This is a genomic window from Streptomyces sp. NPDC002055 (assembly GCF_040296705.1).
Taxonomy (GTDB): Bacteria; Actinomycetota; Actinomycetes; order Streptomycetales; family Streptomycetaceae; genus Streptomyces.
Map to the genome: position 1 here is coordinate 1 of NZ_JBEOXS010000083.1, position 26,607 is coordinate 26,607.

Annotated in this window: 18 protein-coding genes and 1 pseudogene; 8 read left to right on the top strand and 11 right to left on the bottom strand. The window is 74.4% G+C overall.

Going from position 1 to position 26,607, the window contains the following annotated elements; all coding sequences use genetic code 11:
- A pseudogene (locus ABT112_RS31845) lies at nt 1-207 on the bottom strand (TIGR03767 family metallophosphoesterase); the annotation flags it as partial.
- Nucleotides 208-758: 551 nt separating this feature from the next.
- Here ABT112_RS31845 and ABT112_RS31850 point away from each other — a divergent pair.
- The 3 genes from ABT112_RS31850 to pepN all read left to right on the top strand — a co-directional run bounded on the left by ABT112_RS31850 (nt 759) and on the right by pepN (nt 8,192).
- Entirely contained in the window at nt 759-4,049 is a 3,291-nt protein-coding gene (locus ABT112_RS31850) for a S8 family serine peptidase (protein ID WP_351515271.1), read from the top strand.
- A gap of 282 nt (nt 4,050-4,331) precedes the next feature.
- Nucleotides 4,332-5,357, top strand: coding sequence for an aspartate-semialdehyde dehydrogenase (locus tag ABT112_RS31855; RefSeq protein WP_351515272.1), 1,026 nt, complete (start codon nt 4,332-4,334; stop codon nt 5,355-5,357).
- Nucleotides 5,358-5,615: 258 nt separating this feature from the next.
- Entirely contained in the window at nt 5,616-8,192 is a 2,577-nt protein-coding gene (gene pepN / locus ABT112_RS31860) for an aminopeptidase N (protein WP_351515273.1), read from the top strand.
- 93 nt (nt 8,193-8,285) lie between these two features.
- Here the strand turns inward: pepN and ABT112_RS31865 are convergent, their stop codons facing one another.
- The 4 genes from ABT112_RS31865 to ABT112_RS31880 all read right to left on the bottom strand — a co-directional run bounded on the left by ABT112_RS31865 (nt 8,286) and on the right by ABT112_RS31880 (nt 11,414).
- Nucleotides 8,286-9,173, bottom strand: coding sequence for a serine hydrolase domain-containing protein (locus ABT112_RS31865; protein ID WP_351515274.1), 888 nt, complete (start codon nt 9,171-9,173; stop codon nt 8,286-8,288).
- Nucleotides 9,174-9,304: 131 nt separating this feature from the next.
- Entirely contained in the window at nt 9,305-9,757 is a 453-nt protein-coding gene (locus tag ABT112_RS31870; protein WP_351515275.1) for a thiol-disulfide oxidoreductase DCC family protein, read from the bottom strand.
- Nucleotides 9,758-10,347: 590 nt separating this feature from the next.
- Complete coding sequence (locus ABT112_RS31875; protein ID WP_351515276.1) at nt 10,348-10,554, bottom strand: DUF397 domain-containing protein; 207 nt, start codon at nt 10,552-10,554, stop codon at nt 10,348-10,350.
- Complete coding sequence (locus ABT112_RS31880; protein WP_351515277.1) at nt 10,551-11,414, bottom strand: helix-turn-helix domain-containing protein; 864 nt, start codon at nt 11,412-11,414, stop codon at nt 10,551-10,553. The genes ABT112_RS31875 and ABT112_RS31880 overlap by 4 nt, the downstream gene beginning before the upstream one ends.
- Before the next feature lie 415 nt (nt 11,415-11,829).
- On the opposite strand from ABT112_RS31880, the gene ABT112_RS31885 reads away from it, so the two are divergent.
- Nucleotides 11,830-12,429, top strand: a complete 600-nt coding sequence (locus ABT112_RS31885; RefSeq protein ID WP_351515278.1) for an ATP-binding protein — start codon at nt 11,830-11,832, stop codon at nt 12,427-12,429.
- Nucleotides 12,430-12,673: 244 nt separating this feature from the next.
- On the opposite strand, the gene ABT112_RS31890 is transcribed toward ABT112_RS31885, so the two are convergent.
- Nucleotides 12,674-13,408, bottom strand: coding sequence for a MerR family transcriptional regulator (locus tag ABT112_RS31890; protein ID WP_351515279.1), 735 nt, complete (start codon nt 13,406-13,408; stop codon nt 12,674-12,676).
- Nucleotides 13,409-13,602: 194 nt separating this feature from the next.
- Here ABT112_RS31890 and ABT112_RS31895 point away from each other — a divergent pair, with 194 nt between their 5' ends.
- A complete protein-coding gene (locus ABT112_RS31895; RefSeq protein ID WP_351515280.1) occupies nt 13,603-13,800 on the top strand; it encodes a hypothetical protein in 198 nt (65 codons plus the stop codon).
- A 316-nt stretch (nt 13,801-14,116) separates the two neighbouring features.
- Here ABT112_RS31895 and ABT112_RS31900 read toward each other — a convergent pair whose 3' ends face one another.
- The 4 genes from ABT112_RS31900 to ABT112_RS31915 all read right to left on the bottom strand — a co-directional run bounded on the left by ABT112_RS31900 (nt 14,117) and on the right by ABT112_RS31915 (nt 19,290).
- The gene (locus ABT112_RS31900; RefSeq protein WP_351515281.1) at nt 14,117-14,350 is read right to left on the bottom strand and encodes a hypothetical protein; all 234 of its coding nucleotides are present in this window, start codon (nt 14,348-14,350) and stop codon (nt 14,117-14,119) included.
- A 138-nt stretch (nt 14,351-14,488) separates the two neighbouring features.
- On the bottom strand, nt 14,489-17,116 hold the full coding sequence (gene malQ / locus ABT112_RS31905) for a 4-alpha-glucanotransferase (protein WP_351515282.1): 2,628 nt from the start codon (nt 17,114-17,116) through the stop codon (nt 14,489-14,491).
- Nucleotides 17,117-17,413: a hypothetical protein gene (locus ABT112_RS31910; RefSeq protein ID WP_351515283.1), complete on the bottom strand. Its 297-nt coding sequence runs from the start codon at nt 17,411-17,413 to the stop codon at nt 17,117-17,119. It abuts the gene before it with no gap.
- Nucleotides 17,414-17,868: 455 nt separating this feature from the next.
- On the bottom strand, nt 17,869-19,290 hold the full coding sequence (locus ABT112_RS31915) for an amidase (protein ID WP_351515284.1): 1,422 nt from the start codon (nt 19,288-19,290) through the stop codon (nt 17,869-17,871).
- Between the two features lie 495 nt (nt 19,291-19,785).
- Between ABT112_RS31915 and ABT112_RS31920 the strand changes: the two genes are divergently transcribed.
- Complete coding sequence (locus ABT112_RS31920) at nt 19,786-22,779, top strand: glycoside hydrolase family 84 protein (protein ID WP_351515285.1); 2,994 nt, start codon at nt 19,786-19,788, stop codon at nt 22,777-22,779.
- 241 nt (nt 22,780-23,020) lie between these two features.
- Here ABT112_RS31920 and ABT112_RS31925 read toward each other — a convergent pair whose 3' ends face one another.
- Nucleotides 23,021-23,557, bottom strand: a complete 537-nt coding sequence (locus tag ABT112_RS31925; RefSeq protein WP_351515286.1) for an HNH endonuclease — start codon at nt 23,555-23,557, stop codon at nt 23,021-23,023.
- Between the two features lie 220 nt (nt 23,558-23,777).
- Between ABT112_RS31925 and ABT112_RS31930 the strand changes: the two genes are divergently transcribed.
- Together ABT112_RS31930 and ABT112_RS31935 are read left to right on the top strand one after the other, a co-directional pair.
- The gene (locus ABT112_RS31930; RefSeq protein ID WP_502975510.1) at nt 23,778-24,899 is read left to right on the top strand and encodes a mechanosensitive ion channel family protein; all 1,122 of its coding nucleotides are present in this window, start codon (nt 23,778-23,780) and stop codon (nt 24,897-24,899) included.
- 238 nt (nt 24,900-25,137) lie between these two features.
- Nucleotides 25,138-26,439, top strand: coding sequence for a family 4 glycosyl hydrolase (locus tag ABT112_RS31935; RefSeq protein WP_351515288.1), 1,302 nt, complete (start codon nt 25,138-25,140; stop codon nt 26,437-26,439).
- Nucleotides 26,440-26,607: the final 168 nt, after the last annotated feature.

Consider the following 26,607-nt stretch of genomic DNA (forward strand, 5'->3'; position numbering starts at 1 on the left):
GGAGGCGGCGGGGGCGGTCGGCGCGCCCGGCTCCGCCCGGACCGCGCGCCCGACGGCGGGGCGGCCGGTCGCGGGCGGCGCCGCCACGGCCGAGCCGCTGCCGGGGCCGAGGGCGAGGCCCAGTCCGGCGGAGGCTCCGACGGCGCCCACGGCGGCGAGCAGGGCACGGCGGTCGACGGCGGAAGTGACGGACCGGGTCCGGGACATGCGGGTTCCCCCCGAGTGCGTGGGTGCGGGGAGACCCCCGCTCACTTCGGATGGTTGGCACCGGGAGTTTCCGGTGTCTGAACGAGAACGAAACGACCGGCGCCCATCACCGCACATCGACGGCCGGGCGGGCGGAGCGCCATCGGCTCCTCGCGTCGGGGAGGGATGCCGCTCACCGGCTGTTCATCTGCCGGGGAAGGAGAGCTTCCATCCGGGCGCGGGGCCGCTCAGGGGGTGCGGGGGCCCGGATCGCGCGACGGAGGGGCGCCGTACGCGGGGACCGTCCGGCCGGGTGCGGAGAACCGTCCGGACGGGCGGGGGAACCATCCGGCCGTGCGCGGGCGTCCGGAGTGATGACCACGCGGGCCGTCGGGGCGGCGACCGCGGGTGACCGGGGGCCGTCGGTCTGCCCCGGTTGATGCGGGTTCGGGGCCGTTGGCGGCTGGCGGAAATGTGCCACAGGAGGACTAGGTCTCCCCAACTCTCCCCAAAAGCACCTCACTTACATAAAAGTTCGGTCATCCGGTTCCGAATACCGAACAAGGATGACCATGCCTTCATCTTCGATACCCGAGCCCGCCTCGCCCGGGCACAGACGCGCGGCCCGCATCGCGATGGCCGCGGGCCTGGTGGCCGCGCTCGCCACGGCCGGCTTCACCCCCGCAGTCGCCGCGGACGGCAGCCCGTCCCCGGCTCCGGTCAAGTCGGCGGGGGGCAAGCTCGGTTCGGCCGACGCCGAGCTGCTCGCCGAGGCCAGGGCCGAGGGCGACAAGCACGTCACCATGATGATCGCCACCGCGCCCGGCGCGACCGAGCAGGTCACGAAGGAGCTCGACGCCGTCCAGGGCGCCACGGTGGGCCGCCGGTACGACAAGCTCGGCTACGTCCGGGTCACCGTGCCCACCGGCCGTGCCGACGCCGCCATCGAGAAGGCCCAGAAGCTCTCCTCCGTCCACGGCATCGACCTGCGGCAGGAGATCCCGCTTCCGGATCCGGACCCGAAGGCCGACCGCGCCAAGGGCGCGAAGGCCGCCGCGCAGGGCAGCCACCCCGGGCCCGGCAAGGACACCCCGGCCAAGAACCCGTACCAGCCCGCCTTCGAGACCGGCGCGGTCGACTTCGTGCAGGACCACCCGGAGGCCGACGGCCGGGGTGTCACCATCGGTGTCCTCGACTCCGGTGTGGACCTCGGTCACCCGGCGCTGCAGAAGACCAGCACCGGCGAACGCAAGATCGTCGACTGGGTGACGGCGACCGACCCGCTGGTCGACCAGGACGCCACCTGGCGCCCGATGATCTCCGCGGTCGACGGCCCGACCTTCACCTACGGCGGCCGGACCTGGACGGCGCCGGAGGGCTCGTACCTGATCAGCCGGTTCGCGGAGTCCGCCACCACCGGCGGCGACATGGCCGGTGACCTCAACCGGGACGGCGACACCACGGACCGCTGGGGCGTCCTCTACGACCCGGCCGCCGGCACCGTCCGCGTCGACCTCGACGACAACGGCGACTTCGGTGACGACGAGGCCATGAAGCCGTACAAGGACGACCATCAGGTCGGGTACTTCGGCAAGGACGACCCGCAGACGGCCGTCGCCGAACGCATCCCGTTCGTGGTGCAGATCCGCAAGGACGTGCCGACCGGCACCGACGGCGGCAAGGCCGACTTCGTCAACATCGGCGTCATCGAGTCCGAGCACGGCACCCATGTCGCGGGCATCACGGCCGCCAACGGCCTGTTCGGCGGCGAGATGAACGGCGCCGCGCCCGGCGCGAAGATCGTCTCCTCCCGGGCCTGCACCTGGACCGGCGGCTGCACCAACGTCGCCCTCACCGAGGGCATGATCGACCTCGTGGTGAACCGCGGCGTCGACATCGTCAACATGTCGATCGGCGGCCTGCCGGCGCTCAACGACGGCAACAACGCCCGCGCCGAGCTCTACACCCGGCTGATCGACACCTACGGCGTGCAGCTCGTCGTCTCCGCCGGCAACAGCGGCCCGGGCGCCAACACCATCGGCGACCCCGGCCTGGCCGACAAGGTGATCAGCGTCGGCGCCACTGTCTCCAAGGAGACCTGGGCCGCCAACTACGGCTCCGAGGTGAAGACCGACTACGCGATGATGCCGTTCTCCTCGCGCGGCCCGCGCGAGGACGGCGGCTTCACCCCGACGCTCTCGGCCCCCGGCGCCTCGGTCAACACCACGCAGACCTGGCTGCCCGGCCAGCCGGTCGCCGAGGCCGGCTACCAGCTGCCGCCCGGCTACGGCATGCTCCAGGGCACCTCGATGGCCTCCCCGCAGGCCGCCGGCGCCTCGGCGCTGCTGCTCTCCGCCGCCAAGCAGGAGCGGATCGACCTGAAGCCGGCCGCCCTGCGCACCGCGCTCACCAGCACCGCCCGGCACATCCCCGGCACCCAGGCCTACGAGGAGGGTGCCGGCCTGATCGACATCCGGGGTGCCTGGAAGGCGATCGAGCGCGGCGCGAGCGCCCATGAGTACACCGTCAAGGCGCCGGTGAACACCGCGCTCGCGGACAAGCTGAAGACCCCGGGCTTCGGCACCGGCGTCTACGACCGCGAGGGCGGCCTGAAGCCGGGCAAGTCCCGGACGTACAACGTCACCGTCACCCGGACCACCGGGCCCGACCGTGCGGTCCGCCACCAGGTGAAGCTCCGGAACAACGACGGCACCTTCCGACTGCTGAGCTACGACGAGATCTCGCTGCCGCTGAACAAGCCGGTCACCGTGCAGGTCGCCGCGAAGCCGGAGACCGCCGGTTTCCACAGCGCGATCCTGACGCTGGACGACGACGACACCGCCGGGATCGACAAGCAGATCCTCACCAGCGTCGTGGCCGCCCAGCCGCTGGCCAAGCCGTCCTACACGGTGAAGGCCTCGGGCACCGCCCGGCGCAACGCCACCACCTCGTACTTCGTGACCGTGCCCAAGGGCGCCGCCTCGCTGGAGGTCGCGATGGGCGGTCTGAAGGACGGCAGCCAGACCCGGTTCATCGCCATCAGCCCGTACGGGCTGCCGGCCGACCCGACCTCCACGCCGAACTGCTACCCGAACTACCCGAACCCGGCGAACACCTGCCGCCCGGACCTGCGGTCCTACGCGTCCCCCATCCCGGGCGTCTGGGAGATCGAGGTGGAGTCGCGGCGCACCTCGCCGCTGCTGGAGAACCCGTACACGCTGACCGCGACCGCGCTCGGCGCCACGTTCGACCCGGCGGTGCAGACCGTGCCGGAGGCGAAGGTGGGCACCCCGGCTCCGGTCGCGTGGAAGGCCGGTAACGGCTTCGCCGCCATCGAGGGGAAGCTCAAGGGCGGCGAGCTCGGCTCGGCCAAGAAGGCCCGGCCGTCGGTCAAGGACGGCGAGTCGCAGCAGACCACCGTGGTGCTCGGCGAGGACGTCTCGCGGCTCGACGTGGCGATCGGCTCGGTGTCGGACGCCAAGGCCGACCTGGACCTGAGCGTCTCGCTGGACGGCAAGGTCGTCGGGTCGTCGGCGGACGGCGACTCGGAGGAGGCCGTCAGCCTGGTCAAGCCGAAGGCGGGCACGTACACGATCACCGTGGACGGCTACGCCGTGCCCGCGGGCAGCACCGAGTACGACTACCGCGATGTCTACTCCGCCCCGTCGCTCGGCGAGGTGAAGGTCGACGACGCCAAGGTGGTGAAGCTCGGCAACGGTGCGACCACCACGGTCGGCGCCCAGGTCGTGGTGGCCGGCGAGGCCCCCGAGGGGCGTGAGTTCTCCGGCACGGTGAGCCTGCTGAACGCGGCCGGAACGATCACCGGGAGTGGCACCGTGCGGATCGGGAAGGTCATCCCGTAACACCGCCCCCTCCCGTCACAGCGGGTGGGGGACGGGGGCGAAGGGCGGGTGTCCATGGGGGGCGCCCGCCCTTCGGCGTTCCCGGCGGACCCCGCATCGCGTGCGCTTCCTCACGCTCTGTCCAGGCGTTTTGCGGGCCGGACCGGGTAGAGGCACAGGCGGTCGGTCGTCCGGACAGGTGTCCGCTCTCCGGACAACCGATTGGACATTCGGGACCCTCACCGGCTCATGATGAGGGTCAGGCCGTACCAGCCCGGGCGGCCACTGCGGAGAGGAAGCCGGATGAAGGTCGGAATCGTCGGAGCCACCGGTCAGGTCGGCAGTGTCATGCGCAAGGTGCTGGCCGAGCGGGACTTCCCGGCGGAGCAGCTGCGGCTGTTCGCCTCCGCCCGTTCCGCCGGACGGACGCTCCCGTGGCGGGACGGCGAGGTCACCGTGGAGGACGCGGCCACCGCCGACTACTCCGGCCTGGACATCGTGCTGTTCTCGGCCGGCGGCGCCACCTCGCGCGCCATCGCCGAGAAGGTCGCCGCACAGGGCCCCGTCGTGATCGACAACTCGTCCGCGTGGCGGCTGGACCCGGATGTGCCGCTGGTGGTCGCCGAGGTCAACCCGCACGCCGCCGTGGACCGCCCCAAGGGGATCATCGCCAACCCGAACTGCACCACCATGGCCGCCATGCCGGTGCTGCGTCCGCTGCACCGGGAAGCCGGTCTGAGCAGCCTGGTCGCCACCACGTACCAGGCCGTGTCCGGCTCCGGTCTGGCCGGCGTCGCCGAGCTCGACGGCCAGGTGCGCAAGGTCGCCGACCGGGCCACCGAGCTCACCCACGACGGGCAGGCCGCCGACTTCCCGGAGCCGTCCGTCTACCAGAAGCCGATCGCCTTCAACGTGCTCCCGCTGGCCGGGAAGATCGTCGACGACGGCCGCTTCGAGACCGACGAGGAGCAGAAGCTCCGCAACGAGAGCCGCAAGATCCTGGAGATCCCGGACCTCAAGGTCTCCGGCACCTGCGTCCGCGTCCCGGTCTTCACCGGCCACTCGATCCAGGTCAACGCCGCGTTCGACCGCCCGATCAGCGTGGAGCGGGCGTACGAGGTGCTGGCCGGCGCCCCCGGTGTCGCCCTCTCCGAGGTCCCGACGCCGCTGGAGGCCGCGGGCCAGGACCCGAGCTACGTGGGCCGCATCCGGGTCGACGAGACCGTGGAGAACGGCCTCGCGCTCTTCCTCTCCAACGACAACCTCCGCAAGGGCGCGGCGCTGAACGCCGTGCAGATCGCCGAGCTGGTGGCGGCGGAGCTGAGCTGACGCGGGCGCCCGCGGGCGCTTCGCACGGTGCGGCCGGACGTCCTCGGGGCGTCCGGCCGCACGGCTTTCCACCGGGCGCGGCGGGTGGAAGCGGGGGCGGTGGCCCCACCGGACCTCCGGATGTGCTCGGAGCCGGGTGCGCCTCGTCGCGCGGCCGGCTCCGACGTCCGTCCGCAGCCGCGTGGATCATTCCTCCGTCCGCACCCGCCCCGCGTGGAAGGATGGCCGGAAAGACTCGGAATACAAGGAGATGACCAGGTGCCTGGCACGAACCTCACCCGCGAGGAGGCGCAGCGGCGGGCCCGCCTGCTGCACGTCGACTCCTATGAGATCGACCTCGACCTGAGCGGGGCCCAGGAGGGCGGCACATACCGGTCGGCGACCACGGTGCGCTTCGACTCCGCGGAGGCCGGGGCTGAGACCTTCATCGACCTGGTGGCGCCGGCCGTGCACGACGTGGTGCTCAACGGCACCGCCCTCGACCCCGCCGAGGTCTTCCGGGACAGCCGGATCGCCCTGCCGTCGCTCGAGGCCGGCCCGAACGAGCTGACGGTCGTCGCCGACTGCGCGTACACCAACACCGGTGAGGGCCTGCACCGGTTCGTCGACCCGGTCGACCAGCAGGCGTACCTCTACACCCAGTTCGAGGTGCCGGACGCCCGCCGGGTCTTCGCGTCGTTCGAGCAGCCGGACCTCAAGGCGACCTTCCGGTTCACCGTGAAGGCCCCCGAGGGCTGGACGGTCATCTCCAACTCCCCCACGCCCGAACCCGCCGACAACGTCTGGCGCTTCGAGCCGACGCCGCGGATCTCCAGCTACATCACGGCGCTGATCGTCGGCCCGTACCACAGCGTGCACAGCAGCTGGGAGGGGAACGGCCGCAGCGTGCCGCTCGGCATCTACTGCCGTCCGTCGCTCGCCGAGCACCTCGACGCGGACGCCATCTTCGACGTCACCCGGCAGGGCTTCGACTGGTTCGAGGAGAAGTTCGACTACGCGTACCCGTTCGCCAAGTACGACCAGCTCTTCGTGCCGGAGTTCAACGCGGGCGCGATGGAGAACGCGGGCGCGGTGACCATCCGCGACCAGTACGTCTTCCGCTCGAAGGTCACCGACGCCGCGTACGAGACGCGCGCGGAGACGATCCTCCACGAGCTGGCGCACATGTGGTTCGGCGACCTCGTCACCATGGAGTGGTGGAACGACCTGTGGCTGAACGAGTCGTTCGCCACCTACACCTCCATCGCCTGCCAGGCGCACGCGCCGGGCAGCAAGTGGCCGCACTCCTGGACCACGTTCGCGAACTCCATGAAGACCTGGGCGTACCGGCAGGACCAGCTGCCGTCCACCCACCCGATCATGGCCGAGATCCGCGACCTGGACGACGTCCTCGTCAACTTCGACGGCATCACGTACGCCAAGGGCGCCTCGGTGCTGAAGCAGCTCGTGGCGTACGTCGGCATGGACGAGTTCTTCGAGGGCGTGCAGGCCTACTTCAAGCGGCACGCCTTCGGGAACACCCGGCTCAGCGATCTGCTCGGCGCCCTGGAGGAGACCTCCGGCCGGGATCTGAAGGCCTGGTCGAAGAAGTGGCTGGAGACCGCCGGGATCAACATCCTCCGCCCGGAGATCGAGACGGACTCCGCGGGGGTCATCCGCTCCTTCGCCGTCCGGCAGGAGGCCCCGGCGCTGCCGGCGGGCGCCCAGGGCGAGCCGACGCTGCGGCCGCACCGCATCGCCATCGGCTGCTACGACCTCCAGGACGGCAAGCTGGTCCGCACCGAGCGGGTGGAGCTGGACGTCGACGGTGAGCTGACCGAGGTCCCGGCGCTGGCGGGCAAGCGGCGCCCGGACGTGATCCTGCTCAACGACGACGACCTCACCTACACCAAGGTCCGGCTGGACGCCGACTCGCTGGCCACGGTCACCCGGCACCTGGGCGACTTCGAGGCCTCGCTGCCGCGGGCGCTGTGCTGGGCGTCGGCCTGGGACATGACCCGCGACGGCGAACTGGCCGCCCGCGACTACCTCGCCCTGGTGCTGTCCGGCATCGGCAAGGAGTCGGACATCGGCGTGGTCCAGTCGCTGCAGCGCCAGGTGAAGCTGGCCCTCGACCTGTACGCCGCCCCGGACTGGCGGGAGACGGGTCTGGCGCGGTGGACCGGGACCGCCCTGGAGCAGCTTCGCGCGGCCCGCCCGGGCAGCGACCACCAGCTGGCGTGGGCCCGGGCGTTCGCGGCCACGGCACGCACCGACGCCCAGCTCGACCTGGTCTCCGGCCTGCTGGAGGGCACCGAGACCATCGAGGGGCTGGCCGTCGACGCCGAGCTGCGCTGGGCACTGCTCCAGCGGCTGGCGGCGACCGGCCGGGCGGACGAGAAGGCCATCGCGGCGGAGCTGGAGCGGGACCGGACCTCGGCGGGCGAGCGGCACGCGGCGACCGCCCGCGCGGCCCGGCCCACCCGGGAGGCGAAGGCCGACGCCTGGGCCTCGGTCGTGGAGTCCGACGAGCTGCCGAACGCGGTGCAGGAGGCGGTGATCGGCGGCTTCGTCCAGACCGACCAGCGCGAGCTGCTGGCGCAGTTCAGCCCGCGGTACTTCGCCGCGGTGAAGGGCATCTGGGAGACCCGCAGCCACGAGATGGCCCAGCAGATCGCGGTCGGGCTGTACCCGGTGCTCCAGGTCTCGCAGGCGACGCTGGACTCCACCGACGCGTGGCTGGCCTCGGCCGAGCCGTCGGCGGCTCTGCGCCGGCTGGTCACCGAGTCGCGGGCGGGCGTCGAGCGCGCCCTGAAGGCACAGGCGGCGGACGCGGCGGCGGCCGGCCGGGCCTGACCGGCACCGTACGCACGAGGGCGCCCCGGGACGAGGTCCCGGGGTGCCCTCGGGTGCGTGGGAGCCGACGCACGGCGCCTCTGCCCGGCAGGGTCAGCCGGACGGGGAGGCGTCCTCCGGGTGCTCCTCCCCCGGACGCTCCTCCGTCGGCCGGTCCTCCGCCGGCCGGTCCTCCGCCGGGCGGTCCTCCGCCGGCCAGTCGCGGCGGGTCTCCCGCAGGTGCTCCACCGCCAGGGCATCCGTCCGCTCCGGTGAGCCGCCGAGCCGGTGCACCACGACCCACTGGCCGTCCGGGAAGGCCCCGGCGAAGGCGGAGGCGTTCCGGGTGGCACCGTTGTGCCAGGTCAGCCCGGCAGCCGACTGCCAGGTCGGGGCCGGGGCACCGAGTCTCCCCTCGACCAGCAGGCCGACCACGAGATCGGCCGTGGCCCGCGGTGTGGCCCACAGGCCCCCGGCGGGAAGGATCGCTCCGTCCATCGTCCAGGGCCTGAGCTCCCTCCCGAACAGCCCCCGTGCGACCAGCCGCCGGCCCGGCGGACGGACCGCCACGCCGTGCTCCACGCCCAGGGGCTGCAGGACGTGCTCCCGCACCAGCTCCTCGTAGGGACGCGCGCCCGCCGCCACCAGGGCCGCGCCGAGCACCGCGTATCCGAGGTTGGAGTACTCCGTCGACGTGCCGGGGGCCGCGGTGGTGAGCGCGTCCAGCCGCCGCGTCAGGGCGCGGAGCGCATCGTCGGTGAACGCGGCGTAGGGGTCCCGGCCGCCGGCCAGGCCCGGGGGCAGCCTCGGGAGCCCCGAGGTGTGGTCGGCGAGGTGCCGCAGCGTGATGCCGGTGCCCGCCGGGGCGTTGAGGAAACGATCCACCGGATCGTCGGGGTCGAGCGTGCCCGCGGCGGCCAGCCGCAGGAGCAGGGTTCCGGTGAGGACCTTGGTGAGGGAGCCGATCTCCACGAAGGCGTCGGGGTCGTGCCCGTGGCTCACTCGGGGTGCCGCATGACTGCTCAACAGACAGGTGGGGACACGACGCACGGTCGATGGGGTTCCCTTCGGGATGACGCGCGGGCGGCGGGGACGGACTGCGGGGAGGGGCGGCGGGGACGGGCGCGGGCCGGTCAGCCGCGCCGCGGCACCGCGCAGGCCGCGGTGGAGCCGGGCATGCGCAGCCGGTTGGCGGAGACCCAGGCGTAGACGCGCCGGGCGCAGAAGCGGACCCCCGGCAGGGTGAGGAGCGCCGCCGCGGCGCGGTACCGGCGGGCCGGCGCCGACCGTACGTACGCGGCGATGGCATCGGCCCCGCCGCACACGACGGTGGCTCCCCGGAACACCAGCACCTCGTGGTCCAGCCGTTCGGCATGGGGCCCGGTGACCGCGTCGGGCAGCGACTGCCACGGCACGGCCTGCATCCTGGGCCTGGCCCTGGCGGTGAGCGTGTCGATCGTCCGCTGGCAGAAGCCGCAGTCCCCGTCGAAGGCCAGGAGCGGCAGGTCGCGGCCGTCCGTCGGGCGGTGGTGGCGACGGCCGGGCCCGTCGGCACGGCTCTCGTTCGGCGCTGGTTCGGACACCATGGCGGATCCCCCTCTGCACACGCGGTCGCTTGCCATTCTGCGGCACCGCGGCCGGCGGTCCGCCACCGGGCCGGATGCCCCTGGCCTGACGGCCCGCTGATGTGCCGTCGCCGGTAATGGCTCCGCGCGTCCCGCCGCCCGCTTCCCCCGCCCCACGCCGCCGCCGCTTCCGCCGTGCGCGACCAACCACCGTCGTGGTCGCCGCCGTCGTGGTCCGGGCACACATGGAGGCCGCTCCGGTCGGCCCCGCGTGATGCGCGGTTCCGCCCGGAGCGGCACAGACCAGACGGCCCAGTCCCCCTGGTTGATCTGCGGGAATGCGGTGGCGCTGATGGCCTGCACACCGGTAGTGCCGATGTTTCGCAGCCCGCTACGCCTTGTGCCGGCTGGGATGCGGTAGTCCGGTTCCGCGGGGGCCATATGCCCGGCGATCACGCCCTCGCGCAGGTCGGGCGTTCGAACGCGACCGGCAGGACCTGATCTTGGCCACTTCGGGCGGGAGAGCGGCCACATCCGGGGTTCTGTGCCTGCGTCACATGGCGCGCGCCCCCGTTCCGCTGGTCGGAACGGGGGCGCGCGGTGGTATGCGGTTACGGCTGGAACTCGCCACGGTTGACGGCGCGGATGAAGTCCGTCCAGCCATTGCGGGTGAAGAACAGCGCGGGGCCGCCGGGGTCCTTGGTGTCGAGCGCGGCCACGGCGTCGGGCAGGGCGGCGACCTCCACGCACGCCCCCGTGTCGCTGCTGTGGCTGCTCTTGCGCCGCCAGAGGGCCTTGGTGAGGTCACGGCTGGTCATGCGGCCTCCTTGAAGCTGTGCATAACGCTCGCGATCAGCGCGAGCGAGTCCTGGGGGTCGAGCGCGAGGCGGCGCAGGGTGGCGAACGTCGCGGAGTAGCGGTCGAGGTTGTCCTGCGAGAGCAGGTCGTTGGCTTGGCCGTCGATATATGCGATCTCGGGGTCGCTTGCATCGGGGAACGTCAGCAGCGTGAACGGGCCGCGCATTCCGGGGTGCGCCCCGGCCGTGAACGGGAGCACGCGCAGGGTGATGTGCGGCTGGCCGGCCATGGCTTGCAGGTGTTGCAGTTGATCGGCCATGACCGCCGGTCCGCCGACTTCGCGCCGTAGTACGGCCTCGTCCATGATCGCCGCGAGCCGGAGCGGGCCGGGCTTGGTGAGCAACCGTTGGCGCTTGATGCGGGTCTCTACGCGCCGGTCGCGGTCATCGGGCACAGCGGGAGGCAGCCCGCCGTCGATGACGGCATGGGCGTAGGACTTGGTTTGCAGCAGGCCGGGGACATAAGCGGCCTCCCAGGTGCCGAGTTCTTCGGCGGCCTCTTCGGCAAGGATATACGCGGCGTAGCCACGGGGCAGCTTGGCGTCTTCGGGCTGCGACTCGCGTTCGATCTTCGCGCCCTCCCACAGCGCGATCATCCGGGCGCGTCGTTCGCCGGTCACGCCGTAGTGGTCGAGCAGCGTGATCACGGTGCGGTACTGGGGGCGCCGTTCGGCGTTCTCGGCGCGGCTGAGCGTCGCCAGCCCGACGCGGGTTGCCTCGACGACGGCCTTCTGGCCGAGCCCGGCAGCCTTTCGCGCGCGTGTGAGTTCCAGCGCGAGGCGCATCAGGCACACCCACGGCGACGGTACGGTCACGCTCACATCCCTTCCCTGAGTACATGAGCCGGTCAGAGCCGGTCAGAGCCGAGTGTCGCCCATGAGGGGGCTGATCGCCAAGCTCCTCAAATGAGGGGTAATCATTTGAGGCCCTTGCTTTGGCGCACCCCTCATGACCATGCTGGGGACCGGCACGGCAGCCCACTGTGACGGGGTCGTAGCCGTGAGCCGAGTGCGCCCCGCGATGGGGCCAGGGGGCTTGCGGGAGCGGCGTCGTGGGGTTTCGCACTTCCGCCGTGTGCTTGTCGCAGCAGGCGGACCGCGCGCCTCGGGGCGTGGCCCTGACCGACTGGGAGGACCGACCCTTGACCCTCGTGAAGTATTTCCTTGATCGTCTACTGCCCGGCACCGGTAGCCGCAGACTCCCGCCTTGTGCGCGATGCCGGAAGGTGGGCACGGCATGGACGTGACTACGTACTGGTTCCGGCACGCCGCCGAGCCCAAGGCGGTGCCGTTGGGGCGGCAGTTCGCCGCCAACGCGCTGGACGACTGGGGGCTCGCTCACATGACCGAGTCCGTGACCCTGATCGCGTCCGAGCTGGTGACCAACGCGGTGCAGGCCACCGGCACCACAAGGACCGAGCTGAGCTACCTGGAACGCGAGACGCTGCCGCTCGTGGCGATGCGGCTGCGCGTGGACGGTCCGACGCTTGTGGTCGAGGTCTACGACACCAAGCGGACCCGGCCGCGGATGCGGACGGCCGAGGCGGACGCCGAGGACGGCCGGGGCCTGCCGCTGGTAACGCTGTTGTGCGAGCGCTGGGACTGGCATCACCATCCCTCGGGCGGCAAGGTGGTCTATGCGGTGCTGCCGCTGGTGCCGTCGCCGGGGACAGGCGCGGGGGCGCAGCCGTCGCCGGTGGCCGCCTCGGGACCGTTGCCAAGCCGCGTCCGCAAGCCACGCGGAGAGCCGGGCGCCAGGCCGGACGCGGCGCTACTGACGCGGCTTGAGCGCCTGTTGGAACGCAGGGTCCGGGGGCTTGTGGCGCTTGGCATGTGACGGCGCGTGGTCGCCCCGGAGGCTCGTTGGCTTCCGGGGCGACCGTGGCGTGGTGCGGGCGGTCGGGTTGACGGCTGGGGTGGAGCCTACGAGCGGGCCGCGAGCGCCGTGAGCGCGAGGCAACGCCACCGGGCCGGACGGGGCCGCCCGGTCCCCCGGCCGTGAAGCCGCGCATGCCCTGCCGTACGGCCGTTGGCGTCCGGCCGTTACGGCCGCGCGCCCCATGCCGTAACGGCCGCGGGGCTCACGTCGTCCCCGCGGCCCGCTGGAGGTACCCATGGCGCTGTAGGTACCCGTGGAGCGCGGCGGAGGCGGCGAGGCAGCGCAGGCCGCGGTGGTGGATCTCCCGTTCCCGGTCGGTCAGTTCGTCGAGCAGGCGGTCGGGATTTCCGGTCCGGCGCAGCTCGTCCAGGACCGCCGCGATCGCGGGCAGCGGGTGGTGGGCTCGCCGCAGCAGTGCCACGACCTGCGCGAGATGCAGCTCCGCGCGGCTGTAGACCCGGTATCCCGTGGCCGGTTCGCGGTCCGGCCGCAGCAGACCGCGGTCCTCCCAGAGCCGGAGGACGGCCGGCCGTACGCCCACGGCACGGGCCACCGGGCCGATCCGCAGGCCGCCACGGGCGGAACCCGACGGTGGTGCCGGACCCGCCAGCACGGTTCGCAAGGCGTCGTGCACCGCCGCCAGTTCGGCGCGCTCCCGATCCAGCCGGGCGTGGCCGGCGTCCAGCGCGGCCAGGGCGGTGTCCAGGTCTTCGCGGTGGATCGCCCGCAGGACGGCGCGGGCGGTCGCCCAGCCGTGTCCGGCCGCTGTGGCGCGAGCGGCGGCCAGGGCATCGGCGTGCACCGCGGTGAAGACGCGGTAGCCGCCGGCGGTGCGTTCGACCGGCGGGAGCAGCTCCATGTCGACGTAGGTGCGGAGCTGCTGCACCGAAATCCCCGCCGCCCGCGCGAGGTCGGCCGCACGCAGCCGGTCCGCCATGCCGCCTCCCCGTCCTCGCGCCCCGGGCCGGCCCGATCGCCTCGGCGTCTCACCGCCGGTTGAGACTTTTCGGTCATCTCCCCTGGCCCACCTGCACTAACACTGCCCAAGTCCCTCATAGCAAGGCAATGGAAAAATGGATACCGGGCCCACTGACCGGAGTTGAGCAGTTCCTTGATCTGGAGGCGACAGACGTGAAGTTCGTTCTCGAAGTCGATCTGAACGAGGGGAAGGTGACGGAGGACAGCGCGGGCGAGCTGGGCCGCATCCTCCGGTACTGGGCCGGGAACCTCCACCATTACCCGCTCCAGCCGGGCGACGGTTCCGCCATCCACGACTCGGACTACCGCGAAGTGGGGCAGTGGAGCGTGGTCGCGACCACCGAGGGCTGATCCCTTCCCGGGGCGCCTCACGGCCACGTCCTGCGCGGGAGGGTGTCTCCGTCCCCGCTCCGCGGCGGACGCCGGGCATGGGGCATCGGTACGGCGGGCGCCGGGCATCGGAGGCCGGTATCGGGCATCGGGGCGCCACACAGCGGGCGCCGGGCACCGGAACGCCCGCGGCGCACCGCATGCCTGCCGCCGACCCCGAGACCAGCCACCCAGCGGCCGAACGCAGCACGAGGGCGCCCCGGCCTCGCTCGGCCGGGGCGCCCTCGTGCTCAGGTCTGCTCGCGCAGCGTCGCCGCGGAGGTGACGCGGACGGGCGTCAGCCCTGCGGCTTGCGGCTCTTGTCGCCGACCATCACCAGGCCGGTGATCACCAGGAACAGCACGATGGGGGCGAAGACATAGAGTCCGAGCGTCTCGCCGACGCTCAGGCCCGGGCCCGGGTCGTCGCCGGCGTCGCGGGTCAGCGCGAGGGCGGGGGACGACATCAGCAGCATCATCAGCGTCGTACCGGCCGTGACAGCTCCGGCGCGCAGGGTGTTCTTCTTGTCCACAGGGTCACCGTAGCGGGCGGCTCCGCGGCCTGCGCGGCCGGGGTGCCCCTCCGGAGCCCCTCGGCGGGAGGCGCGCGCCGTGTTGGAGCGGCCGACGCGCCGCCTCAAGGAGCCGGACAGAGCGGCGGGTGAGCCTCCTCAGGGCGCCGGACGGAGCGGGCGGTCGTCCCCGTCCGGTGGGCGCTGCGGCGCGGGCGCGTCGTCCGGACCGTAGGGACCGGGCCCGGAGCGTCCCACGGACTGGACGGGCTCCGACGGCAGGGGCGCGCCGGGCTCCGGCCGCGCGGGCGCGTCGGGGCGGCCGGGCACCTCGGGCACGGGTTCTGTGGGGCTGCCGGGCTCCGTGGTGCTGCCGGTTGCCGCGATGGCGCCGGAGTCCGCGGAGTCCGCCGCAGCCGGGACCTCCGCAGCGGCCCCGGCCGGAGCCGCGCCCACCGCCCCGGGCGTCGCCGGCACGGTCACCGCGGTTGCCGGGGGCGGCATTCCCGCCGTGGCGGGAGAGGGTGCGGTCGGGGACGGCACGACAGGAGACGGCACGGCCTGCGCAGGCATCCGTTCCGCGAGCTCCGCCATCAGCGCGCGCAGCCGCGGGGATTCCGCGAGCTCCTCCAGGGTGACCGGGCGGCCGTCGGCTCCCGCGACCGGGAGCCGCCAGTTCGGGTACTGGTCCCAGGTGCCGGGCAGGTTCTGGGGCCGCCGGTCGCCGACGCCGTCGGGCAGCCAGACCCCGACCAGGCTCGCCGGAGTGCGCGCCAGGAAGCGGTGGAACGCCCTGATCGCCTCCTCCTCGTCCTCGACGCCCTCCGGCAGCAGCCCCAGCCGCCGCAGCAGGCACAGCCACTCGGCGACCTCGGCCGCGTCCGCGGCGCGTTCCTCGGCGAGCGGCCGGGACAGCAGCCCGAGCCGGTGCCGCAGCTCGACGTGTTCGCCGGTGAGCCGCGCCGCCGTGCTCGGCAGGTCGTGGGTGGTCGCGGTGGCGAGGCAGCCGGCGCGCCAGGCCTCCGGCTGAAGCGGACGGGCGGGGCCGTCCGCCGCGCCCGCGTAGTCGCGCTCGAACCAGAGCACCGAGGTGCCCAGGATCCCGCGTCCGGCCAGGGCGTCGCGGACGCCCGGCTCGACCGTGCCCAGGTCCTCGCCCAGGACCACCGCGCCCGCGCGGTGCGCCTCCAGGGCCAGCGTGCCGAGCATCGCCTCGGCGTCGTAGCGGACGTAGGTGCCCTGCGTCGGGTCGTGGCCCTCGGGCACCCACCACAGCCGGAACAGGCCCATCACATGGTCGATGCGCAGCGCGCCCGCGTGCCGGAGGAGGCCGCGCAGCAGCTCGCGGTACGGGGCGTATCCCGCGGCGGCCAGCGCGTCGGGCCGCCAGGGCGGCAGCCCCCAGTCCTGGCCCCGGGAGTTGAAGGCGTCCGGGGGCGCGCCGACGGACATGCCGGTGGCGAAGGCGTCCTGCCGGGCCCAGGCGTCCGCGCCCCCGGGGTGCACCCCGACCGCCAGGTCGTGGACGAGGCCGATGCCCATCCCGGCGTCCCGCGCGGCCCGCTGGGCGTCGGCGAGCTGGCCGTCGGTCAGCCAGGCCAGCCAGCGGTGGAAGTCGACGCGGTCGCGCAGCTCGGCGCGGGCCCGCGCGGTGTGCGCGGAGCGGGGATCCCGCAGGCCGGCGGGCCAGTCGTGCCAGTCGGGGCCGTGGATCTCGGCCAGTGCGCACCAGGTGGCGTGGTCCTCCAGGGCCTGCCCCTGGGCGGCGAGGAAGGCGGCGTGGGCGGCGCGGCGGCCGGGGCCCGGCTCCACGGCGCGCACCAGTTCCAGGGCTTCGCGCTTGAGCCGCCACACCGCGTCGCGGTCGATCAGGGCGCCCCCGTGGAGCACCCCGTCCCGTAACGCGGCGGCCTGCCCCACGAGCCGCGCGGCGCGGTCCCGGGCCGGGCCGGTCAGGTCGGCGTACTCCGGGACCCGGGTGACCCGCAGGTGGACGGGGTCGGGGAAGCGGCGGGAGGAGGGGCGGTACGGCGAGGGGTCGGTCGGATCCGTGTCCCGGCCCCGCACGGCGGCGTGCAGCGGGTTGAGCTGGAGGAATCCGGTGCCCAGGGTCCGTCCGGACCAGGCGGCGAGGTCCGCCAGATCGCCCAGGTCGCCCATGCCCCAGGAGCGGGCGGAGAGGAGGGAGTAGAGCTGGACCAGGAAGCCGTACGTCCGGGCGGTGGGCTGCGGGACGCGGTCCGGGGCGACGATCAGGGTGGCCCGGCCGGTGCGGCCGTCGGGGGCCGTGGCGTGCAGCAGATGGGTGCCGAGCGGGAGCCGGTGCGCGGGACCGGGGCCCGGCGTCCCCGTGGACGGGGTCATGGCGCGGAGGAGGGCGGCGGTGTCCCACGGCAGCTGCTCGCCGTGCTCGGTCTCGATGTGCAGCACGGTGCCGTCCGGGAGGGACGGGACCGGGGCACCGGCGGCCGGGAGGCCGCGCGACGGGGCTCCGGGGGCCGCGGTACCGGCCGCGGGCGCGCCGCCGGCCGCGAGCGGGGCGGTCGGGCGCGGCGCGGCAGGCGCGACGGGTGTGCGCAGGACCAGGGTCTCGGGCAGCAGGCGGTCCGCTGCCCGGTGGGCCTGGAGGTCGAGGGCTGCTCGGACGGCTCGGGGCGTGGTGGCGTCGACTCCCAGCGCGGCGAGGACGGCGACGACCGTCTCCTCGGGCACGTCGACGGTACGGCCCGGCGAGGGCTCGTACGCGGTGGCGACTCCGTGCAGTGCGGCGAGCCGCGCAAGGCCCATCTAGACCTCCATGGACTCCGTACCCGCGCCCTGGCCGGTCGCGGTCGGCTCACTGGTCAGGGGAAGTTCGGTGGCGAGCGGCGGCTCGCTGGTGAGGGGGCAGCTGTCGGCCAGCGGCGGCTCACTGGTGAGCGGCGGCTCGGCCCACTCACTGGAGCTCGCGCCGTCCAGGCCGGAGTCCGGGTCGGACAGGCCGTCGAGGTCGAGCGGGTTGGCGGGCATGGGATCCAGGGGTTCGACGATGGGGGCTGCGGGTTTGGAACGGGTGGACAGAAGCAGAGGTGCGGACGCGGCCACGAGGGGCCTCCCTGGGTGTTCCTCGGCAGTGGGTCAGATCGAGCCCTACCCAGCGGATGCCGGAGCAGACGTAAACACCCGGGGAAGGTGTCCCAGCTCACAATAGGCATACCGTGCCCGATTTCACGGCCGGACGGGCTCCCGGGCGCAGGGATTGCCGGAGAACGGGCGTCCCCGACGGCGGATTTTCTGCCGGACGGCGGTGACGATCACGGGGACGAGGGGCGGGGACGGCCGGGCCGTCCGCCGGGCTCGTGGACCGTGCGCGATCAGGGCCGCCACCAGCGGCGATGCCGCTCCGTTCCCGCCCGGCCCGGCCTGGTCGGCACTGCGGAATCCCGGCGCGCCCTCGGTCACGGCCCGGCGCGACCTCGGCCCGGCGCGACCTCGGCCGGGCACGACCTCGCTCACCACCCGGCCTCGGTCCGGCGCCCCGGGCCTCTCGGAGGTCCGCGTCAGTAGACCCGGGGCCGCCGGTCCCGCCAGGGCGCTGCGGCCTCCAGCTGGGCCGCGAGCGACAACAGCGGGCCCTCCGAGCCGTGCGGTCCGCCCAGCATCATGCCGACCGGCAACCCCGCGCCGGTCCAGCCGAGCGGCAGCGAGACGGCGGGCAGGCCGGCGATGTTCCACGGCGCGGTGAACGGGGTGAAGGCGAGCTGTGCCCGGAAGTCGGCGGCCGGGTCCGCGTCGTTGCGGAGGGCCCCCACCGGCTGCGGGAGCTGGGCGAGCGTCGGGGTGAGCACCACGTCGAAGGGCGCCACCCCCGCGGCGAAGCGGCGCCCCGCGGCCTGCATGGCGGCGAGGGCGAGGGCGTAGTCCACGCCGTCGGTCGCCCGGCCCTGGTCGCGCAGGTAGCGGGTGAGCGGCATCAGCTCGGCCTCGCGCTCCGGCGGCACCGGCGGCAGCGCGGACAGCACCGCCCAGACGGGCGTGAAGGCGTCCCGGTCACCCGGGCGCAGCGGCTGCTCGGCCTCCACGACCTCGTGCCCCAGCTCGGCGAGGAGGGCGGAGGTCTTCTCGTAGGCGTCCAGCACCTCCGGCGCCACCTCGACGCCCGGCACGTCGGGGCGGGCCCAGCGGCCGATCCGCAGCCGGCCGGGGGGCCGCTCGCACCAGTCGAGGAACGGGCCGGCCGGCGGCGCGACGGGGGACGGGTCGCCCGGCACCGGGCCGGCCATGACGTCGAGGAGCGCCGCGGTGTCGCGGACCGTGCGGGCGAGCGGCGCCGCGGTGACGAGCCCGCTGACGTCACCCAGCGGCGCCGGACTGACCCGGCCGCGGCTCGGCTTGAGACCGACGAGGCCGCAGCAGCTCGCCGGGATGCGGATGGAGCCGCCGCCGTCGCTGCCGGGCGCGGCGGGAGCGAGCCCCGCGGCGACCGCGGCCGCCGCGCCGCCGCTGGAGCCGCCCGCGCCGAGCGACGGGTCGTACGGGGTGCGGGCCGGCGGGCCGACCCGGCTCTCGGTGTACGCGGGGAGTCCGAACTCGGGGGTGCTGGTCTTGCCGAGCAGGACGGTCCCGGCGCGTTCGAGCAGGCCGACGAGGTGGGTGGCGGCCTCCGGCGGCGCGGTCCGGTCGGCGAACACGGCCGATCCGCCGGTCCAGCGGACGCCGGGCACCGGGTCGAGGTCCTTGACCGGCAGCGGCACCCCGAGCAGCGGCGGGAGGTCACCGCCGCCCCGGCGGGCGAGAAGGTCCGCCGCCCGGCGGGCGTCGTCCAGCGCGCGGTCCGCGGTGACGGTGACGTACGCGCCGACGGTGGCGTCGAGGCGTTCGATCCGGCGCAGATAGTGCTCGGCGAGTTCGACGGGTGACAGGGCGCCGTTCCGGATCGCCGCTGCCTGTTCCAGCATCGTGAGCTCGTGCGGGTCGGCCATTCGGCCACTGTACGGCGCACGCGGGGCATGGGGCCGGTGGTCGAACGGGACATGGGGCCGGAGGCCGAAGAACGGCCGCGGCGCAGGCGGTTCGTACCGCCCGGGGCCCGCCCGGGAGCGTGCGCCCCGCGCGTGGGGAGCAGGCAAGGGCCGAGCCGGACCGCGGAGACGGGGCCGCCCGCGGGGGGCAGGGATCGCGTACGGCGTCGCCCGCCTGGGGGGACCGAATACGGCCCCGCCCGTCCGTGGAGCGGTCACCGAATACGGCCCCGCGCCGGGATACCGAGTGCGGCCCCGCCCCGGGATGTTGTCGAGGCACCGTCAGGGCGGGCCCGCACGGCGCCCGGTGGGTCCGTGCGCCGCCCCGCGCGCGGGGTGATGCGGTCTCCTCGGGGAACAACCCGCCCACAACGGTCACCGTCGTTGACACCCCCGTGAAGCGGGTGGTGGGCTCGGTGCCCATTGGCACACCAGCGACCGGGCGAGGAGACAGCCGTGCAGCTGCGGGGGAGCGGACCGTACGGGCGCCGGGAGCGGGGCGGACGGGTGGCCGGGGCGACGGCGCTGGCGGCCGCGGTCATCGGCGGGCTGCTCGGCGGCGCTCCCGGCGCGGTGGCCGCTCCTCCCCCGCAGCCGGGCGGCTCCAGTGCCGCGGCCGAGGACCGGGAGAGCGACAGCGGGGTTCCGGCCGTCTGGCCCCGGCCGCAGCAGGCACGTGCCCAGGGGTCACCCGTCCGGGTGACCGACGAGGTCGTGCTGGTGGCCGAGGACGGCACCGACCCGTACGCCCTGGAAGCACTGCGCGCCACGCTGCGGTCCGCCGGGGCCCGCACGGTGGTGGACCACCGTCCCGATGCCCCGCTGCCCGCCCGCGGACTCGTCGTCCGGGCCGACCGGCGGGGCGCGCAGGACGCGTTGCGCGCCCTGCGGGCTCCCGCGCGCGGGGACCTGCCGTCCGGCGGCTACCGGCTGGCGTCGGGCCGGGTCGGCGGCCGGGACACCGTCGCGCTCGACGGCGTCGGGCCGGACGGGCTGTTCCACGCCGCGCAGACGCTGCGGCAGCTCACGGTGGGCCGGGGCGGGGCGCGGTCGTTCGCCGGGGTGCAGGTGCGCGACTGGCCCACGACCGCGGTGCGCGGGATGACCGAGGGCTTCTACGGCTCGCCCTGGTCCCTCGAACAGCGCCTCGGCCAGCTCGACTTCATGGGCCGCACCAAGCAGAACCGCTATCTGTACGCACCCGGCGACGACCCGTACCGCCAGGCCCGCTGGCGCGATCCGTACCCGGCGGCCGACCGGGCGGCGTTCCGCCGGCTGGCCGAGGGGGCCCGGCGCAACCACGTCACCCTGGGCTGGGCCGTCTCCCCCGGCCAGGCGTTCTGCTTCTCCTCCGACGAGGATCTGCGGGCACTGAGCCGCAAGGTCGAGTCGATGTGGGCGCTGGGGGTGCGCTCGTTCCAGCTGCAGTTCCCGAACGTGAGCTACAGCGAGTGGCACTGCGACGAGGACGGCGACCGGTTCGGCTCCGGGCCCGCGGCCGCGGCGAAGGCGCAGGCGCGGGTGGTGAACGCGGTGGCCCGGCGGCTGGCCGAGCGCCACCCGGAGGCGCCCGCGCTGTCGCTGATGCCGACCGAGTTCTACCAGGACGGCGCCACGGCCTACCGGCGCGCCCTCGCCGAGCGGCTGGACGAGCGCGTGGAGGTGGCGTGGACCGGGGTGGGCGTGGTGCCGCGGACCATCACCGGAGGCGAACTCCGGGACGCCCGCGCCGCGTTGGACCACCCGCTGTTCACCATGGACAACTACCCGGTCAACGACTTCGCGCAGGACCGCCTCTTCCTCGGCCCCTACACCGGCCGGGAGCCGGCCGTCGCGACCGGCTCGGCCGCGCTGCTGGCCAACGCCATGGAGCAGCCGGCCGCCTCGCGCATCCCGCTCTTCACGGCCGCCGACTACGCCTGGAACCCGCGCGGCTACCGCCCCCAGGAGTCCTGGACGGCGGCGGTGGCCGAGCTCTCGGGCCCGGACCGGGAGACCCGTGAGGCGGTGGCCGCGCTGGCGGGCAACGACGCCTCGTCCATGCTGGGCGGGGACGAGTCCGCCTATCTGCGGCCGCTCATGGCGGACCTCCGGGAGGCCTACGCGGACCGGGACCGCCGGAAGCTGACCGCGGCGGCGGAGCGGCTGCACCACGCCTTCACGGTGATGCGCGAGGCCCCGCGACGGCTGTCCGGCCATCCGCTCGCCCGGGACGCGAAGCCCTGGCTGGCGCAACTGGCCCGGTACGGCGAGGCGGGCGGACGCGCGGTGGACATGCTGCTGGCCCAGGCGGCGGACGACGGCCCGCGGGCCTGGCGGGCCCAGCTGGACGTCCGCCGGCTGCGCAAGGAGATCGGCGCCGAGTCCGCGACCGTCGGCCGGGGCGTGCTGGCGCCGTTCCTGACCGAGGCCCTGCGCCTGGGCGACCACTGGACCGGCGCGGACCGGGTGCACTCCCGTACCTCCTTCATCGAGGGCCCGTCCTCGCTGACCATGGCCCTGGACCGGGCCCGCCCGCTGGCCGCGGTGAGCGTGCTGTCCGAGCCGGCCGGGCGCGCCGGGACCGCGGTGACGGTGCGGGCGCACGTCCCCGGTGAGGGCTGGCGCCGGGTCGGCGCGCTGTCCGACGACGGCTGGACCCAGCTGCAGGGCCGCGGGATGCGGGCCGACGCGCTGCGGCTGTCCTGGCCGGAGGACGGCGAGGCCCCGGCGGTGCACGGCGTGGTGCCGTGGTTCGCGGACACCCCGGCCGCGCGGTTCGAGCTGAGCAGCGGCGAGACGGACGCCGAGATCGGCGGGGAGCCGCAGACCGTCACCGCGGAGATCACCTCGCAGCGCCCCTCGCGCATCCGCGGCCGGCTGGTGGCCGACGCCCCGAAGGGCATCCGGGTCGAGGTCCCCGAGGGGACGGTGGCGCCGCGCGGGGCGAGGACGACCGTGCCGGTGCGGGTCTCGGTGCCCGAGGGCACCCGGGCCGGCCGGTACGAGGTCCCCGTCGACTTCGGCGGTGAGCGGCGCACCCTGGCGGTGCGGGCGTTCCCGCAGGCCGGGGGCCGGGATCTGGCGCGTGGAGCGAAGGCCACCTCCTCGGGGGACGAGACGGCGGACTTCCCCGCCTCGGCCGCCCTCGACGGGAACCCCCGGTCCCGCTGGTCCTCCCCCGTCGAGGACGGCGCCTGGCTGCAGCTGGAGCTGGACCGGCCCGCCCGGGTCGGCCGGCTGGTGCTGCACTGGCAGGACGCGTACGCCGCCGGGTACCGCGTGCAGGTCTCGCCCGACGGCCGCCGCTGGCGCACGGCGGCGACGGTCCGGGAGGGCCGGGGCGGCCGGGAGACGGTCGGGCTGGACGCGCCGAAGGACACCCGGTTCGTCCGGATCCAGGGCGACCGGCGCGCCACCCGCTTCGGCTACTCGCTCTGGTCGGTGGAGGCGTACGCCGTCAGCGACTGAGGGGGCCTTGCGCTGGGAGCGCCGAACGCCGGGGTACGGGAGCGGACGCCGGCGTCCGGGAGGGATTTCTCACGCCGGCCCGCCGGTGGTCCCCGGCCCCGTCGGCCCGCCGTGGGCCCCGTCCCCGCCGGTCCGCCTCCCGCCGGTCCGCCCCCGGCGGCCGGTACGCCACGGCAGAACGCCCGCCCCGCCAGGACGGCGGTGGCGGGCGGGGCGCGGCAGGGACGACTGAGGCCCGGTCTCAGGCAGATATGCCGTCGATCCGGGCCATCGCGTCGTCCGCGCCGTACGGCTGCAGGTATGGCAGCCAGCGCGGGTCTCTATGCCCCGTGCCGATGATCCGCCACGCCAGTCCGGACGGCGGGGCGGGTTGGTGCCGCAGCCGCCAGCCCAGCTCCGCGACGTGCCGGTCGGCCTTGACGTGGTTGCAGCGGCGGCATGCGGCCACCACGTTCTCCCAGGCGTGCTGACCGCCGCGGCTGCGCGGAATGACGTGATCGACGCTGGTTGCGACGCCACCGCAGTACGCGCACCGGCCGCCGTCACGGGCGAACAGGGCGCGGCGGGTGAGCGGAACGGGCCCCCGGAAGGGGACCCGCACGAAGCGCTTGAGACGGACGACGCTGGGCGCGGGTATGACAGTGGTAGCGCTGTGCATCAGGGCGCCGGAGTCCTCGAGGCTGATCGCCTTGTCGTTGAGGACGAGGATGAGCGCGCGGCGGAGCGGTACGACGCCGAGCGGCTCGTACGACGCGTTGAGGACCAGGACGTGCGGCACGGGTGCCTCCTTGTACGCCGGCGGCGCGTGGCTCGCGCCGGGACGATCTGTTCTCAGTCTCTCCTCATGCCTGGTCGCGGCGCCACCACGTCCGGGTAACGCATCCAGAGTGTTTTCGACCACACCCTTTTCTTCCCCCGCCGAAACCCGCCCTCTCTCGAACAGAGCAACGGATCATTCCGCTTGCCCCGTTAGTGTGGTTGGTCTGCCCGCGCCCGTCATGGCGGGTGGGCCGCCCCGCGGCCCGTGGTCTACACGGAAGGTTTCTGCTGTGTCCTGGTTGCTGGCCACTGGCACGACGACAACGGCGCCCTCGATCCGAGAGGCGCAGGACGACGCCTCCCAGGCAGCCGGCTGGCTCGAGGCGAACTGGTCGACCTGGCTCAGCGCCGGGTTGCGGATCCTGCTGATCATCGTCATCGCGATGGTCCTCAGGTCGGTCGTCCGCAAGGCGATCACCAAGTTCATCACCCGGATGAACCGCACCGCGCAGGCCGTGGACGGCACCGCGCTGGGCGGTCTGCTGGTCAATGCCGAACGGCGCCGGCAGCGCTCCGAGGCCATCGGTTCGGTGCTGCGCAGTGTCACATCTTTTGTGATTCTCGGCACGGCGGCGCTCACCGTCCTGTCGATCCTGAACATCAATCTGGCCCCGCTGCTCGCCAGCGCCGGTGTCGCGGGTGTGGCCCTCGGTTTCGGCGCCCGCAACCTGGTCACCGACTTCCTCTCCGGCGTCTTCATGATCCTCGAGGACCAGTACGGCGTCGGCGACACGATCGACGCGGGCGTCGCCGCCGGCGAAGTGATCGAGGTCGGACTGCGGGTGACCAAGCTCCGCGGCGACGAGGGCGAGATCTGGTACGTCCGCAACGGCGAGGTGAAGCGGATCGGCAACAAGAGCCAGGGCTGGGCCACGGCCTTCGTGGACGTGCCGGTGCGCTACGACGAGGACCTGGAGACCGCCCGCCGCACCATCCAGGAGGCCGGCGACGCGATGGCCAAGGAGGAGCCCTGGAACGAGCGGCTCTGGGGCCCGGTGGAGGTCCTGGGCCTGGACGCGGTGACGCTGGAGTCGATGGTGATCCGGATCGCGGCGAAGACCATGCCCGGCAAGGCGCTGGGCGTGGAGCGGGAGCTGCGCTGGCGCGTCAAGCAGGCGTTCGACACCGCGGGCATCCGGATCGTCGGCGGGCTGCCGCTGGAGGGGGCGGAGGCCGCTGCCGACCCGACGGCGGGCATGGCCGCGCCGTCCGCGCTGAGCAACCCGTCGTCGCCGCAGTCGATGAGCGCGACGCCGATCGCGCCCCCGGCAGGCGGCGGCGGCACGAATCTGGCGAAGTAGCGGGCTCCGCCGCCCGCTTCCCCACGGCCCCCTCCGTTCGCGGAGGGGGCCGTGGTGTGTCCGGCACCTGGGGCGTGGTCCCCTCTTTTCCCGCACAACGCTGCGGCGGGACCGGCGGCTGCGGGACCATCGGCCGTAGGTCGCCACCGGTCCCCGGAGGTACGCGGAGGGACGACCCGGATGCCGACGGCGCCGTCACCGACAGCAGTCGCGACAACCGACAGCCCCTGGAGGGCCGATGCCGGATGCTTCCCGGGAGCGGGGCCCGCGCCCCCGCAGGGTCACGGTGGTGGGCGGCGGGTCCACCTATACGCCCGAGCTGGTCGACGGCTTCGCACGGTTACGGGACGTCCTGCCGCTCGACGAGCTGGTGCTGGTCGACCCCGCCGCGGACCGGCTGGAGCTCGTCGGCGGCCTCGCGCGGCGGATCCTCGCCCGGCAGGGCCACGGCGGCCGGGTCGTCACCACCGCCGACCTCGACGCCGGGGTGGACGGCGCGGACGCGGTCCTGCTGCAACTGCGCGTCGGCGGGCAGGCGGCCCGCGCCGGGGACGAGACCTGGCCGCTGAGCTGCGGCTGCGTGGGGCAGGAGACCACCGGCGCGGGCGGGCTGGCCAAGGCGCTGCGGACCGTGCCGGTGGTCCTGGAGATCGCCGAGCGGGTGCGGCGGCGGAACCCGGGCGCCTGGATCATCGACTTCACCAACCCGGTCGGGATCGTGACGCGCGCGCTACTCGGGGCCGGGCACCGGGCCGTCGGGCTGTGCAATGTCGCCATCGGGCTGCAGCGGAAGTTCGCCGGGCTGCTGGGGCTGCGCCCCGAGGAGCTGTATCTCGACCACGTCGGGCTCAACCACCTCACCTGGGAGCGGGCCGTCCGGCTCGGCGGGCCCGGCGGGAAGGACCTGCTGCCCTCGCTGCTCGCCGCGCACGGCGCCGCGCTCGCCGCGGACCTGGGGCTGCCGCGCTCCCTGCTCGACCGGCTCGGCGTCGTCCCCTCGTACTACCTGCGCTACTTCTACACGCACGACGAGGTGGTGGCGGAGCAGCGGGACCGGCCTCCCCGGGCCGCCGAGGTGGCGGCGATGGAGCAGGAGTTGCTGGCGGTGTACGCCGACCCGGCGCTGGCGGAGAAGCCCGCGCTGCTGGCCCGGCGCGGCGGGGCCTACTACTCGGAGGCCGCGGTGGCGCTGGCCGCCGCCCTGCTGGGGGACGGCGCCGAGGGGATCCAGGTGGTCAACGCGGCGAACGGCGGTGTGCTGCCGTTCCTGCCGGACGACGCGGTGGTCGAGGTCCCGGCCCGGGTCGGCCCCGGGGGCGCGGTCCCGCTGCCGGTGGCGCCACTCGACCCGCTGTACGCGGGGCTGGTCGCCGGGGTCGCCGCGTACGAGGACCTGGCCCTGGACGCCGCCCTGCGGGGCGGCCGCGACCGGGTGGTGAAGGCCCTGCTGGCCCACCCGCTGATCGGCCGGTACGGGACCGCGGAGGCGCTGGCGGACCGGCTGATCGCCCACAACCGGGAGCATCTGGCATGGGCCTGACCTCCCCGGCGAACGGCGGGCGGGCCGGAGCACCGGCCTCGGACGCGGAAGCCGGAGCGGCCGTCGAGCCGGGCGGCCCGCCGGAGAGCGCGACAGCGACGCCGACCGCCGGGACCCCGGCACCGTCGCCCCCTCCGCCGGTGGCCACGGCCGCCCGTCGGACAGCGG

Bases quoted from the DNA above. Each gene is read 5' to 3' on its own strand.
- ABT112_RS31850 (WP_351515271.1), top strand. From the start codon at position 759: ATGCCTTCATCTTCGATACCCGAGCCCGCCTCGCCCGGGCACAGACGC.
- ABT112_RS31855 (WP_351515272.1), top strand. From the start codon at position 4,332: ATGAAGGTCGGAATCGTCGGAGCCACCGGTCAGGTCGGCAGTGTCATG.
- ABT112_RS31870 (WP_351515275.1), bottom strand. From the start codon at position 9,757: ATGGTGTCCGAACCAGCGCCGAACGAGAGCCGTGCCGACGGGCCCGGC.
- ABT112_RS31875 (WP_351515276.1), bottom strand. From the start codon at position 10,554: ATGACCAGCCGTGACCTCACCAAGGCCCTCTGGCGGCGCAAGAGCAGC.
- ABT112_RS31885 (WP_351515278.1), top strand. From the start codon at position 11,830: ATGGACGTGACTACGTACTGGTTCCGGCACGCCGCCGAGCCCAAGGCG.
- ABT112_RS31890 (WP_351515279.1), bottom strand. From the start codon at position 13,408: ATGGCGGACCGGCTGCGTGCGGCCGACCTCGCGCGGGCGGCGGGGATT.
- malQ (WP_351515282.1), bottom strand. From the start codon at position 17,116: ATGGGCCTTGCGCGGCTCGCCGCACTGCACGGAGTCGCCACCGCGTAC.
- ABT112_RS31915 (WP_351515284.1), bottom strand. From the start codon at position 19,290: ATGGCCGACCCGCACGAGCTCACGATGCTGGAACAGGCAGCGGCGATC.
- ABT112_RS31930 (WP_502975510.1), top strand. From the start codon at position 23,778: ATGGCGGGTGGGCCGCCCCGCGGCCCGTGGTCTACACGGAAGGTTTCT.
- ABT112_RS31935 (WP_351515288.1), top strand. From the start codon at position 25,138: ATGCCGGATGCTTCCCGGGAGCGGGGCCCGCGCCCCCGCAGGGTCACG.